The sequence below is a fragment of the Streptomyces sp. NPDC107471 genome (assembly GCF_055582845.1).
Genome location: NZ_JBVJPC010000003.1, coordinates 447,215 through 459,647, shown reverse-complemented (window position 1 = coordinate 459,647; position 12,433 = coordinate 447,215). Strand labels below are relative to the sequence as shown.

The following is a 12,433-nucleotide window of genomic DNA, read 5'->3' as shown; positions in this document are numbered from 1 at the left end:
GGGGCCCGTGAGTCCCTGAGGGGCCCTGGCCCCTCGCGCGCCGTCCCCGCCCCGCGCGTCGAGCCGCGCCGGTCGACGGCCGTGTGCGCGCTGATCGGAGCGGCGGTGACGGCCGCGGTCGACGAGATCGTCTTCCACCAGATCCTGGGCTGGCACCACTTCTACGACCGCGCCACCAGCCGTGCGGGCCTGCTCTCGGACGGCCTCCTGCACACCGCCGAACTCCTCGCCCTGTGCGCCGGGTTCTTCCTCTACGCCGATCTGCGCCGCCGCGGGTCCCTGTCGGTACCCCACGCCCGGGCGGGCCTCCTCCTCGGCATGGGGGCCTTCCAGTTGTTCGACGGCGTCGTGGACCACAAGCTGCTGCGCCTGCACCAGATCCGCTACGGCGTGGACGTCACCCCCTACGACGTGGCGTGGAACCTCGCGGGTGTGCTCCTGCTGCTCACCGGCGTGGGGCTCGCGGTGCACGCCGCGCGCCGGCACGGTGCCGGCACAGCGCCGCGATGACACCCACGCACGTGCACCCGGGCCCGGCGGGACCGGCCGAGCTGGTGGTCGCCGGGGTCGCGCTGCTGGTGACCGTCGCTTATCCGGCGGCGGCGAGCCGGCTGCGAAGACGCGGGGACTCCTGGCCCCTGGCGCGGGACGCCTCGTTCGTGACGGGAGGCGTGGCCACGGCCTGGGCGACACTGGGCGAGCCGTGGGGCGGACTGTGGGGCGAGCCGTGGGGCGGGCCGTTCACCCAGCACGTGGTGCGGCACCTGGTCGTCGGCATGGCGGCCCCGCTGCTGTTCGTCGCCGCCCGCCCTCTCACCCTCGCCCTGCGCGCCCTCGCTCCCGGCCCGGTACGGCGGCGCCTGGTGGCCGTGGCGCACTCCCGTGCGGTGGGTGTGCTGCTCTTTCCTCCCCTGGCCGCCGTCCTGGACGTGGGCGGGCTGTGGCTGCTGTACCGCACGGACCTGTTCGCGGCGACGGCACACCGGCCGTGGCCGCACAGCGCGGTCCAGGTGCACATGGCGGCAGCGGGACTGCTGTTCACCTTCGCGGTGGGCGGGCTCGATCCCGTGCGCCGCCGCCGGGGCGTCGCCCTGCGCGGCACGACCGTACTGGCCGCCGGGACCGCGCACGCCGTGCTGGCCCGCACGCTGTACTCCCGGCCGCCGCCCGGTACCGGCTTCAGCGCCGCCGACCTGCATCTGGGCGCCCAGTGGATGTACTACGGCGGCGACCTCGTGGAAGCGGGGCTGGCCGTGCTGATGGGGGCGGGGTGGTACGCCGCCGCCGGGCGGGCCCGGGCCCGACACCTGCGCCGGGGTTCCGGGAGCGAGTGGTTGACCGGCCCGGCCGGGGCACTCGGAGCTCATCACAGGACCCCGGCGCCCGGAGGACAACCATGAACACGACGGCACGGGACACGCCCGACGGTCCGACGCGGCAGAAACGCCTGGTGATCTATCTCAACGACCACCTGGCCGGTGCGACGGCGGGCGTCGAACTCGCCCGTCGCATGACACGGGAGCACCACGGCACGGCCTACGGCGAGAGCCTGGAGAGCCTGCGCAAGGAGATCTCCCAGGACCGGCAGGCCCTGGTGCGCCTCCTCGCCGACCTCGACGTCCCCGTCAGGCGCTACAAGACGTACGGGGCGTGGCTGGGCGAGAAGGCCGGGCGGATGAAGCCCAACGGCCGTCTGCTGCGCCGCTCCGGACTCGCCCTGCTGATCGAGCTGGAGGCGCTGCGACTGGGGGCCCAGGGCAAGGCCTCGCTGTGGCGCGGGCTGCTCGCCGCGTCGGCGCAGGACGCGCGGCTGGACGCCGACCGGCTGGAGGAGCTGCTGCGCAGGGCGGCACGGCAGATCAAGACGCTGGACTCCCTGCACGCGAGGGCCGCCACGGAGGTGCTGTTCCCCGCGATGCGTCCGGAATCCGCGTCGACGCCCGCTGCGGAGCCGAGTTCGCCGCCGTGACCTGCGGGTACGCGCTGTCGCGGACGGGATGCGACCGGCGGTGCGAAGGCCCCTGCCCCGACGGGCCCTTCCGGCCTCACGCAGATGGCCGATTCCGCTTCTCCACGTCCTTCACCGCCCGGTTACACCCCACCGGCCCGGGTACCCGCGCGGCTCAGTTCCGGCCCTAGTCCTAGGAGACACTCATGGGCTTCAACCCCCTGGAACACCAGGGCATCCCCCTGGACCGCCAGTTGCGCAACTGGCGTGAGCTCGACGTGGAACCCGTCGACCCCGACCACGGTGACCCGTACACCAAGTGCCGCATCATCGCGATGAACGGCATCGAGGTCGAGGCGATCCTCTTCAGCCACCAGTTCGCCCGGCACTGTCCCGACCCGGACGTCAAGCGGCAACTGGCGGAGGTCCGTTACATCGAGCAGCAGCAGCAGAAGGTCGTCAACTGGCTGCTGCCCGGCCTCGCCTCGGTCCTGGAGACGACCATCTCCTACGAGCAGGTCGCGGTCGACCTCACCGGCTGGATCGCCCGCCACGAGCCCGACCCGTGTCTCAGGCAGGCGTACGAGTTCGGTGTCCTGGAGGACTTCGACCACCTGTACCGGTACGCCAACCTGTACGAGATGATCGAGCACCGCAAGGCGGAGTCGATCGTCGAGGGGCTCACCGAGGTGATGCCGGGACGGCCGACCAAGTTCCACCACCGCCACCCGGCCGACAACGTGCGCGAGCCCTACGACCGTACGACGGTCAACCCGCTCTCCCGGCTGCACGCGCTGACCATCACGGCGGCCGAGCAGCAGACCATGAACTTCTACATGAACGTCGGCCCCCAGTACATGGAGCCGATCGCCCGCCAGCTCTACCAGGAGATCGGGCTCATCGAGGAGGAGCACGTCACGCACTACGAGTCCCTGGTCGACCCGGGCGAGTCGTGGTGGGAGCAGCTCGTCACCCACGAGTACAACGAGTGCTACCTGTACCACTCGTTCATGGAGCAGGAGCCCGACCCCAAGGTGAAGGCGGTGTGGGAGCTCCACCTGAACATGGAGCTCGAACACCTGCGGATCGCCTGCGACCTGATGCGCCGTCACGACGGCCGCGAGCCGCAGGAGATCCTCGCCCCGGAGCTGCCGAACGTGCTGACCTTCGAGGAGAACAAGCAGTTCGTGCGCGGGCTGCTGGACACCCAGATGGATCTGACGACCCTCGGCACCGGCTATGTCCGCGACGCCCATGAGCGGTTCGAGAGGATGCAGGAGCAGATCCACGGCGGCGAGGAGCCGCCCAGCGAGCGGGTGATGGCCCAGCACCGGGAGATGTTCGGCCGCGAGTACCGCATCGAGACGGAGGGCGAGCACCCCGACGTCGCCTCCCGGGAGAGGAGCTGACATGGCCGGGATCGCGGCGAGCGACGCCGATGTCGTGGCCCTGCTGATGCGGCAGCACGGGGACATCCGCAATCTCTTCGACGAGGTGGAGCGGACGGCCGGGGACGAGCGCCGGGCGGCGTTCCGGAACCTGGTCCGGCTTCTGGCCGTGCACGAGACGGCCGAGGAGGAGGTCGTGCGGCCCTTCACCCGCACCTCCGTGCCGGACGGCGCGAAGGTGGCGGACGAGCGGCTGGCCGAGGAGCGGGAGGCGAAGGAGCTCCTGTCACGGCTCGACGGGACGGACACCGACGACCCCAAGTTCCTCAGCGAGCTCATGACGCTGCGCCTGGACGTGATGAAGCACGCCCGCGCCGAGGAGCGGTACGAGTTCAACCACATCCGCCGCCACGCGGACAAGGCCCGTCTGTCCGCCATGGCCACCGCCCTGAAGGCGGCCGAGGCCGTGGCCCCCACCCACCCGCACCCGGGGACCGAGTCGGCGGCCAGGAACATGGCCCTGGGGCCGGTCGCCGCCCTGGTCGACCGCACCCGGGACGCCGTGCGCAAGGCCATGGGCAAGGACGGCTGACCGGCCGCCCAGCCGGTCCGGTACAACCATCCTGGGCTGTGGCTTCGGCAGTGACGGCCGCGGCTCAGGAGTCAGGTGCCCCCTCCGGGGTACGCGGTGGGTGTCCGATCCTGCGACCGGGGTGGTGGCATGGAGAACACCGGTGACACCGGGCGGATGCTGCGCCGGCTGATGCAGGCCGCGCACACGGTGACGCTGGAGGAACTGCCCGCTCTCGTCGCGGGCCAGGCGGACGCCGCCGGGCTGTACGACGTGGCCGTCTACGCCGTCGACATCCGCGAGACCCTGTTGCGGCGGATCACCGGCCGCGGTCTCGACGCGGCGGCGGGCGGAGAGGCGTTCCGTGTCGACGGCACCCTGCCCGGGCGGGCCTACCAGCGGGTGACGCTGGTCTCCGAGACCCCGCGCGACTCCTGGTCACGGCGGCGGTGGTGGGTGCCGGTGACGGACGGCGTCGAGCGCATCGGGGTGCTCCGGGCCGACACCGAGGACGGCGACGACCGGGCCGTCCGACAGGACCTGCGCGACCTCGCCTCCCTCGTCGCCCTGATCCTGCTCAGCAAGAGGTCCTTCAGTGACTCCTTCGCCCGGCTGGTGCGCACGGAACCCATGAACGTGGCGGCGGAGATGCAGTGGAAGCTGATGCCGCCGCCCGCCTTCGCCGGCCACGAGGTGACCGTCGGTGCCGCGAGCGAGCCCGCCTACGAGATGGGCGGTGACGCCTTCGACTACGCCGTCAGCGGCACCACCCTGCACCTGTCCGTGCTCGACGCCATGGGTCATGACACCACCGCGGGCATCACCGCCAACGTGGCGGTCGCCGCCTGCCGCAACGCCCGCCGTCAGGGGGCCTCGCTGGCGGAGACGAGCCGGGCCGTCGAGGACGTGCTCGTGGCGCACTTCGGGACCAGCCGCTACGTCACCGGCGTCCTCGCCGAACTCGATCTCGACACGGGCCTGCTGACCTGGGTCAACCGCGGCCACCCGCTGCCGCTCGTCGTCCGCGACAACCGCTGGACCCTGGAGGCGGCCTGCCCGCCGGCCGGGCCGATGGGCGCGGGCCTGGGGCTGCCGATCGTCGTCGGCCGTCACCAGTTGGAGCCGGGTGACCGGCTGCTGCTGTACACCGACGGGATCGTCGACGCCCGCGACTCCGCGGGGCGGCGCTTCGGCCGGGAGCGGTTCACCGACTTCATCGTCCGCCAGCACTCCGGCCGGCAGACGCTGCACGAGACGCTGCGCCGGCTGATGCACGCGGTCCTCGACCACCACAGCGGCAGGCTGGAGGACGACGCCACCGTCCTGCTGACCGAGTGGCGGGCGGGCCACCAGGACCGGCTCACGCCGTGACCGGGGTGCCCGCCGCGGCCGTACCCCTAGGCCATGGCCCCACCGGCCCCCGCGATCTCCGGCGTCCCGCCGTCCTGTGAGGTGAACTGGGTGCGGTAGAGCTCGGCGTACCGGCCGTCGAGGACGAGCAGTTCCTCGTGCGTGCCCCGCTCCACGATCCGTCCGTCCTCGACCACCAGGATCAGGTCGGCCGAGCGAACGGTGGACAGGCGGTGGGCGATCACGATCGCCGTCCGGCCCTCCAGCGCCTCGGTGAGCGCCTCCTGGACGGCGGCCTCCGAGGTGTTGTCCAGGTGGGCGGTGGCCTCGTCGAGGATGACGACCCGTTGGCGGGCCAGCAGCAGCCGGGCGATGGTCATGCGCTGGCGTTCCCCGCCGGAGAGCCGGTAGCCGCGTTCGCCGACCACGGTGTCCAGGCCGTCGGGCAGGGACCGCACGAGGGCGTCGAGGCGGGCGCGGCGCAGGGCGTCCCACAACTCGTCCTCGGTCGCCTCGGGGCGGGCCAGCAGCAGGTTCGCGCGGACGCTGTCGTGGAAGAGGTGGCCGTCCTGGGTGACCATGCCGAGGGTGGCCCGCAGGGAGTCCGCGGTGAGGTCGCGGACGTCGACGCCGCCGATGCGGACGGCGCCCGCGTCGACGTCGTAGAGCCGCGGCAGCAGTTGCGCGACGGTCGACTTGCCGGCGCCGGAGGAGCCGACGAGGGCGACGGTCCGGCCGGGGTCGGCGCGGAAGGACACGCCGTGCAGGACCTCGGCGCCGCCGCGGGTGTCGAGGGAGGCGACCTCCTCCAGGGAGGCGAGGGAGACCTTGTCGGCGGACGGGTAGCCGAAGCGGACGTCGGCGAACTCGACGGCGACCGGCCCCTCGGGGACCTCGCGGGCGTCCGGTTTCTCCGCGATCAGCGGCTTCAGGTCCAGCACCTCGAAGACCCGCTCGAAGCTGACCAGCGCGCTCATCACCTCCACGCGGGCGCCGGCGAGGGCGGTGAGCGGGGCGTACATCCGGGTCAGGAGCAGGGCCAGGGAGACCACGGCGCCGGGTTCCAGGCTGCCGCGCAGGGCGAACCAGCCGCCGAGGCCGTAGACCAGGGCGAGGGCCAGCGCGGAGACCAGGGTCAGGGCGGTGATGAACACCGACTGGGCGGTGGCCGTGCGCACGCCGATGTCGGCGACCTGGCGGGCGCGGGCCGCGAACTCCACGGACTCCTGTTCCGGGCGCCCGAAGAGCTTGACGAGGGTGGCGCCGGGAGCGGAGAAGCGCTCGGTCATCCTGGTGCCCATGGCCGCGTTGAGGGCGGCCGCCTCGCGCTGCATGCGGGCCATCCGGCTGCCCATGCGGCGGGCCGGGATCACGAACACCGGGAGCAGCGCGAGCGCGAGCAGGGTGATCTGCCAGGACAGGGTGAGCATCACCACGAGGGTCAGCAGCAGGGTGACCAGGTTGCTGACCACGCCCGACAGGGTGTTGCTGAAGGCGCGCTGGGCACCGATGACGTCGTTGTTGAGACGGGAGACGAGCGCTCCCGTACGAGTGCGTGTGAAGAACGCGACCGGCATGCGCTGCACATGATCGAACACAGCCGTGCGCAGATCGAGGATGAGTCCCTCCCCGAGCGTGGCCGACAGCCTGCGGGCGAGGATGCCGAGCGCGGCCTCGGCCACCGCGATGAGGGCGATGAGCAGGGCCAGACGGACGACCTTGCCCTCGTCGTCGCCCGACACGATCGCGTCCACGACGTTGCCGGCCAGCACCGGCGTGGCCACGGCGAGCAGCGCGGTCGCCACACCGAGCACGACGAAGCGGGCGATACGGGTACGGTGCGGGCGGGCGAACGCGCCGATGCGGCGCAGCGTCGCGCGGGCGAACGGGCGGCGCTCCTGCTCGGCGTTCATGACACTGTGAAGCTGTGTCCAGGCTGTGGTCTCCATGCTCATGGGAGAGAACTTAGAACCTCAAGCGTTGTCGAGGTCAACGCCCGAACCTCGATCGCACGACCGAAGGACTCGATGACGGTACGTAAGCCCCCGGCCCTGGTCCCGCAACCCGCTGTTGGCGCGGCGGGGAAAGCCTCTTCCGGTGTGACCACGGTAGAACTCCCCCAGGGACGCGCCTTCCAGCGCCTCCCCGTCCGCCGTCTCCGCCAGATCCTGTGCCTGCTGCCGCTCCTGCTCGTCACCGTCGTGGCGGTGCGGCACCGTTCGGTGCTCGCCGAGGGCTTCGGTCATCTGCGGCACGCCGAGTGGCCGTGGCTCGCCGCCGCGGTCGGCACCACCTGTCTGACGTGGGTGGCCGCCTCCTTCACCCGGCAGGGCGCCGTGGTGGAGCGGTTGCCCCGGCGGCGGCTGCTGGCCACGCAGTTCGCGGCGGGCGCGGCCAACCACCTGCTGCCGACGGGCCTCGGCGCGAGCGCGGTCAATCTGCGGTTCATGACCGTGTGCGGGGTTCCGCTCGCCCGTTCCTCGGCCGCGCTCGCCCTGTACCTGCTCGCGGAGTCGGTCGGCCGGCTCGCCCTGCTGACCGCGCTCCTCGTCGCCTTCCCGGACGCGCTGCGGCTCGGCGCCCTGCTGCCCGACACGGCGGCCGGTCCGCTGCTGCTGGGCCTGGGCGTGCTGCTGGTGGCGGCCGTGGGCGTCCTCACCGGGGTCCGCCGGGTGCGCACGGCGGTGGGCTCCTTCCTGCGGACCGCGCTGGGCGAGGCCCGCTCGGTGCACGCCCGGCCGTCCCGGGCGCTCGCCCTGTGGGGCGGTGCGCTGACCTTCCCGGCCCTCCAGGCGGCCGGTCTCGCCGCGGTGGGGCAGGCGATGGGGTTGTCGGTGCCGCCCGCGCACATGGCCCTCGCCTACCTGGCGGCGACCTGCGCGGTGGCGCTGGTGCCCACGCCGGGCGGGGTGGGTTCGGTGGAGGCGGCCCTGGTGGTGGCGCTGGTGGCGGCGGGCGGCCCGGCGGCCGTGGCCACGGCGGTGGTGCTCGCCTACCGGATCATCACGGTCTGGGTGCCGCTCGTGCCGGGCGCGCTGACGCTGGGTGCGCTGGTGCGGCTGAAGGTGATCTGACCGGCGCTCGTGCCGTTCACCGCTCGCCGAGCGTCACCCGCACGGGGCCGCCCCCGGGGTCGACCAGTCGGGTCCACCGAGCGGTCAGGGCGAGGGGCCGGAACGGAACCGCCCTGGGCAGGCGCCGGCGGTACAGCGTGCGGCCGTCCTGGGTGACCTGGAGCAGCGGGTGGTTCATCGGGACCGCCGTGCGCAGGACGTACGGCCGGCCCGGGTCGGCCGGGGTGATCCGGTTGGGGACGATCCAGCGCAGCGGCGGTGCCACCGACAGCGGGACCCCGTCCGGGGGTTCGGCTCCGGCCAGCGCCTCCAGGACGGCAGCGGCCACGTGCGCCCCCTCGCGGGCGGCGGTCGCCGCGCTCTCGACGGGGTGCAGCACACTGCCTGCCGCGAACACGCCGGGCCGTGAGGTGCGCAGCGCCCCGTCGACGGCCGGGCCCCGGGTGCCGGTGTCCAGGAGCAGGCCGCCGCGCCGGGCGAGTTCGTGATCCGGCACGAAGTCACCGGTGAACACGACGGTGTCACAGGGCAGTACGGCCGTTCTCCCGTCCCGGTGCCGCACCCGCACGCCCGACAGTCGTCCCCGGCCGAGGAGTTCGGTCACCGTGGTGCCGGTGAGGAGCGCAATCCCCTGCCGCAGACGGGCGTCGGCGGCGCGGGCGGGCGTGGTCCGGGCGCGGGGCAGGTCGGTGAGCATGGCGACGACCTCCGCTCCGGCGGCCCGTACGGTGGCGGCGGCCGCGTAGGAGACGTCCTCGGCGCCGACCACGACCGCCCGCTCCCCGACGCGCTGCCCGTACAGGTGCACGGCCTGCAGGAGTTCGCCGGTGGTGAGGACGCCGGCGGGGCGGGTGCCGGGCACCAGGCGGGCGGAGCGCGGGCGTTCACGGGCGCCGGTGGCCAGGACGACCGCCCGTGCCTCGATCGTCTCCGGTCCGCGCGGACCGACGGTGTGCAGCGACAGCGGCCCCGCCCAGTCGAGGGCGGTGGTCCCGGGGCGTACGACGGCTCCGGCGCCCTCGGCGGCGGCGACGAGGAGTCGGGCGTGGGCGGGCCCGGTCAGGGGGTGCAGCCAGGTGCCGTAGCCGCCGTGGGCGCAGTACCGGGGCGTTCCCCCGGCCCGCGGTGCGCGGTCCAGTACCTCGACCCGGGCCACCCGGGCCGCGGCCAGGCGGGCGGCGGCCGCGAGCCCGGCGGGTCCGGCGCCGACGACCAGCACGTCGACCCGGCGCACACCGCTCATCTCCTCGCCCCCTCGAACAGCTCCCGCACCGCGGCCCCGCAGTGGAAGCCCTGGCAGCGTCCCGCCCGGGCCCGGGTCCGGCGGCGCAGTCCGTCCAGACCGGCCGGGGGGATCGTGGCGGCGAGGGCGTCGCGGATCTCACCGCGGGTGACGCGCTCGCAGTGGCAGACGAGGGTGCCGTACTCGGGGTCCGCGGCGATGAGTTCGGGCCGTTGGTAGGGGCGCGGGAACGCCTCGCCGAGGTTGGGCACGCGGACCGGTTCCAGTTCCTCGGCGGGCCCGAGGTCCAGCCCGGAGTCGGCGAGCAGTTCCGTCACGTGCGCGGCGATGGCGAGCGAGGCGGTCAGTCCGGTCGAGCGGATGCCGCCGACGGTGACGTACGCCTGCCCGGGGTGGGCCGAGATGCGGTAGTCCTCGTGCTCGGTGGCGGCGCGCAGGCCCGCGTAGACGGCGGTGACCTCCTCGTCGAGCAGGCGGGGCAGGATGCGGCGGCCCTTGTCGCGGAGGGTGCGCAGGCCCTCGGCGGTGGAGTGGGTGGCGCTTTTGTCGTCCAGGTCCTCGGCGGTGGGGCCGAGCAGGACGTTGCCGTAGACGGTCGGGGCGACCAGGACGCCCTTGCCGAGGGCGGTGGGGACGGGCAGCAGGATGTGCCGCACGAGGTCGCGGGCGAACTTGTCGAAGACGAGGAGCTGGCCGCGGCGCGGGATGACGGTGAAGTCGTCGTGGCCGAGGGCGCGGTCCAGGGTGTCGGCGTGCAGACCGGCGGCGTTGACGAGCCAGCGGGTGCGCAAGGTGCCCCGCGAGGTCGTCAGCCGGTGGCCGCCGTCCTCGTGGGCGGCCCGCTCGACACGGGTGTCGAGGTGCAGGTCGACTCCGTGCCGGACGGCCTGGGTGGCGTACGCCAGGGTCGTGGACCAGGGGCAGATGATGCTCTCGCCGGGGACGTGCAGGGCGCCGAGCGCGCCGGGGCCGAGGTGCGGCTCGCGGTCGCGGAGCTCCCCGGGACCGATCAGTCGGGTGTCGCGGCAGTGGTTGCGTTCGGCCTTCTTGGCCAGGCGGGGCAGGGCGGCGCGTTGCTCCTCGTCCCAGGCGACGAGGAGGGCGCCGACGGGCTCCACGGGGATGCCGGCCGCCGCCGCGTAGTCGGTGAGCAGCCTCGCGCCCTCGCGGACCAGACGTGCCTCCAGGAAGCCGGGGGTGGCGTCGAACCCGGTGTGCAGGATGGCGGTGTTGGCCTTCGAGCTGCCCTGGCCGACGTCGTCCTGTGCCTCGACGAGCGCGACGCGCAGGCGGGGGTGGTGCGCGAGGGCCCTGGCTGTCGCGCTGCCGACCACACCGGCGCCGACTACCGTCACGTCGTACGGCGTCGACGGCAGCGGACCGCGGCGGGTGACGGTTCCTTCGGCGCGTTTCACCGGGACGTTCCTTCGAGCAGTGCCGTGACCGCGCTCCGGAAGCGGCCCCGTCGGTCGGCCGCCTCCTGGGGTGACACCCTCGGTTCGTACACCGTGGCCGGCTTCCAGTCGGGCAGTGCGTCGGCCGGATCCAGGCCGGGTTCCACGCCGAGGCGGGCCAGGGCGCCCACGCCGAGGGCCGTCGCGTCCGGCAGTGCCGACACCTCGACCGGGCGCTGGAGCAGGTCGGCCTGGGTCTGCATGAGCAGGGCGGAGCGGGTGAGTCCCCCGTCGACGCGCAGGACGTCCAGCGGCGAGCCGAGATCCCGCGCGGCGGCCTCGGCGAGCTCCACGACCTGGGCCGCGAGTCCCTCGCACAGGGCGCGCACCAGGTGTCCGGGACCGGTGTCCAGGCCGAGGCCGGTGAGGGAGCCCCGCAGGTCGCCCCGCCACCAGGGCGCGGCGAGTCCGGCGAGGGCGGGGACGAAGGTGACCCCGCCGCTGTCGGGCACCGCACCGCCCACGGCGTCGAGGTCCGCGGCACCCGCGATGACGCCGAGGTCGGTGAGCCAGCGGACGGCGGACGCGGCGGTGTACACCTGCCCGTCGAGGCAGTAGCTCGTACGCCCGTCGAGCCGCCAGGCCACGCAGCTCACCAGTCCCGAACCGCTACGCCGGGGCTCGGACCCGGTGTGCGCGAGCAGGAACGCCCCTGTCCCGTAGGTGCACTTGGCGCCGCCGGGTCGCGTGACGCGCTGGGCGAGCAGGGCGGCCTGCTGGTCCACGGCCAGGCCGGTGAGCGGGATCTCCGGGCCGAAGGCCCGGGTCGTACCGGCCTGTCCGGCGTTGTCGACGACCTCGGGGAGCCGTTCGTCGGCGAGGCCGTACAGGTCGAGGGCGCGCGACGACCACCGCGCGCGGTCGAGGTCGAGGAGCTGGGTGCGTCCGGCGGTGGCGGCGTCCGTGACGAAGGCGCCGGTGAGCCGGTGGACGAGCCAGGCGTCGCTGGTGGTGACGACTCCCTCGCGGGTGCGGTGCCGGCGCAGCCAGGCCATCTTGGGCGCGGCGAAGTACGGGTCCAGGGGCAGGCCCGTCAGGCCCCGCAACTCCTCCGCGTGCGGCTGGAGTTCGGCACACACGCCGTCCGCCCGGCGGTCCTGCCACACCAGCGCCTCGGTGAGCGGCCGGCCCGTCGCCGGGTCCCAGGCGAGCACCGTCTCGCCCTGATTGGCGAGGCCCAGCGCGACCACGGGTTCACCCGCCTCGGCCAGGGCCCGGCCGCCCCCCTCGATCACCGAGTCGTGGAGCTCCGCGGGGTCGACCTCGACGAGTCCGCCGGGCAGGTGGCGGGGCCGCACCTCCGTGAACCCGGTGCCGATGACACCGCGTTCGGGGCAGATCACCAAAGCCTTGGTGCCGGAGGTGCCCTGGTCGACGGCGAGCACCGGACCGGTCATCACATGCC

The 12,433-nt window shown here is 73.8% G+C and carries 11 protein-coding genes; 7 read left to right on the top strand and 4 right to left on the bottom strand.

The window, feature by feature from the left end:
* Positions 1-15: 15 nt before the first annotated feature.
* The 6 genes from ACZ66S_RS11575 to ACZ66S_RS11550 all read left to right on the top strand — a co-directional run bounded on the left by ACZ66S_RS11575 (position 16) and on the right by ACZ66S_RS11550 (position 5,278).
* On the top strand, positions 16-510 hold the full coding sequence (locus ACZ66S_RS11575; RefSeq protein WP_469901729.1) for a DUF2243 domain-containing protein: 495 nt from the start codon (positions 16-18) through the stop codon (positions 508-510).
* The gene (locus ACZ66S_RS11570; RefSeq protein ID WP_469901292.1) at positions 507-1,400 is read left to right on the top strand and encodes a cytochrome c oxidase assembly protein; all 894 of its coding nucleotides are present in this window, start codon (positions 507-509) and stop codon (positions 1,398-1,400) included. The genes ACZ66S_RS11575 and ACZ66S_RS11570 overlap by 4 nt, the downstream gene beginning before the upstream one ends.
* On the top strand, positions 1,397-1,969 hold the full coding sequence (locus ACZ66S_RS11565; protein ID WP_469901291.1) for a hypothetical protein: 573 nt from the start codon (positions 1,397-1,399) through the stop codon (positions 1,967-1,969). Before ACZ66S_RS11570 ends, ACZ66S_RS11565 begins: the two co-directional genes overlap by 4 nt.
* 185 nt (positions 1,970-2,154) lie before the next feature.
* The gene (locus ACZ66S_RS11560; protein ID WP_469901290.1) at positions 2,155-3,357 is read left to right on the top strand and encodes a hypothetical protein; all 1,203 of its coding nucleotides are present in this window, start codon (positions 2,155-2,157) and stop codon (positions 3,355-3,357) included.
* Position 3,358: 1 nt separating this feature from the next.
* Positions 3,359-3,928, top strand: coding sequence for a hemerythrin domain-containing protein (locus ACZ66S_RS11555; RefSeq protein WP_469901289.1), 570 nt, complete (start codon positions 3,359-3,361; stop codon positions 3,926-3,928).
* 129 nt (positions 3,929-4,057) lie between these two features.
* Entirely contained in the window at positions 4,058-5,278 is a 1,221-nt protein-coding gene (locus tag ACZ66S_RS11550; protein WP_469901288.1) for a PP2C family protein-serine/threonine phosphatase, read from the top strand.
* A gap of 26 nt (positions 5,279-5,304) precedes the next feature.
* Here ACZ66S_RS11550 and ACZ66S_RS11545 read toward each other — a convergent pair whose 3' ends face one another.
* Positions 5,305-7,206, bottom strand: a complete 1,902-nt coding sequence (locus ACZ66S_RS11545) for an ABC transporter ATP-binding protein (protein ID WP_469901728.1) — start codon at positions 7,204-7,206, stop codon at positions 5,305-5,307.
* A gap of 150 nt (positions 7,207-7,356) precedes the next feature.
* On the opposite strand from ACZ66S_RS11545, the gene ACZ66S_RS11540 reads away from it, so the two are divergent.
* The gene (locus ACZ66S_RS11540; protein ID WP_469901287.1) at positions 7,357-8,331 is read left to right on the top strand and encodes a lysylphosphatidylglycerol synthase transmembrane domain-containing protein; all 975 of its coding nucleotides are present in this window, start codon (positions 7,357-7,359) and stop codon (positions 8,329-8,331) included.
* Between the two features lie 16 nt (positions 8,332-8,347).
* Here ACZ66S_RS11540 and ACZ66S_RS11535 read toward each other — a convergent pair whose 3' ends face one another.
* From ACZ66S_RS11535 to ACZ66S_RS11525, 3 genes are read right to left on the bottom strand one after another with little or no spacing between them, the layout of a single operon-like run.
* Positions 8,348-9,574 (bottom strand): NAD(P)/FAD-dependent oxidoreductase, encoded by a 1,227-nt coding sequence (locus ACZ66S_RS11535; protein WP_469901286.1) that lies wholly within the window; start codon positions 9,572-9,574, stop codon positions 8,348-8,350.
* Positions 9,571-10,989, bottom strand: coding sequence for an FAD-dependent oxidoreductase (locus tag ACZ66S_RS11530; protein WP_469901285.1), 1,419 nt, complete (start codon positions 10,987-10,989; stop codon positions 9,571-9,573). Before ACZ66S_RS11530 ends, ACZ66S_RS11535 begins: the two co-directional genes overlap by 4 nt.
* A complete protein-coding gene (locus ACZ66S_RS11525; RefSeq protein WP_469901284.1) occupies positions 10,986-12,425 on the bottom strand; it encodes an FGGY family carbohydrate kinase in 1,440 nt (479 codons plus the stop codon). Before ACZ66S_RS11525 ends, ACZ66S_RS11530 begins: the two co-directional genes overlap by 4 nt.
* Positions 12,426-12,433: the final 8 nt, after the last annotated feature.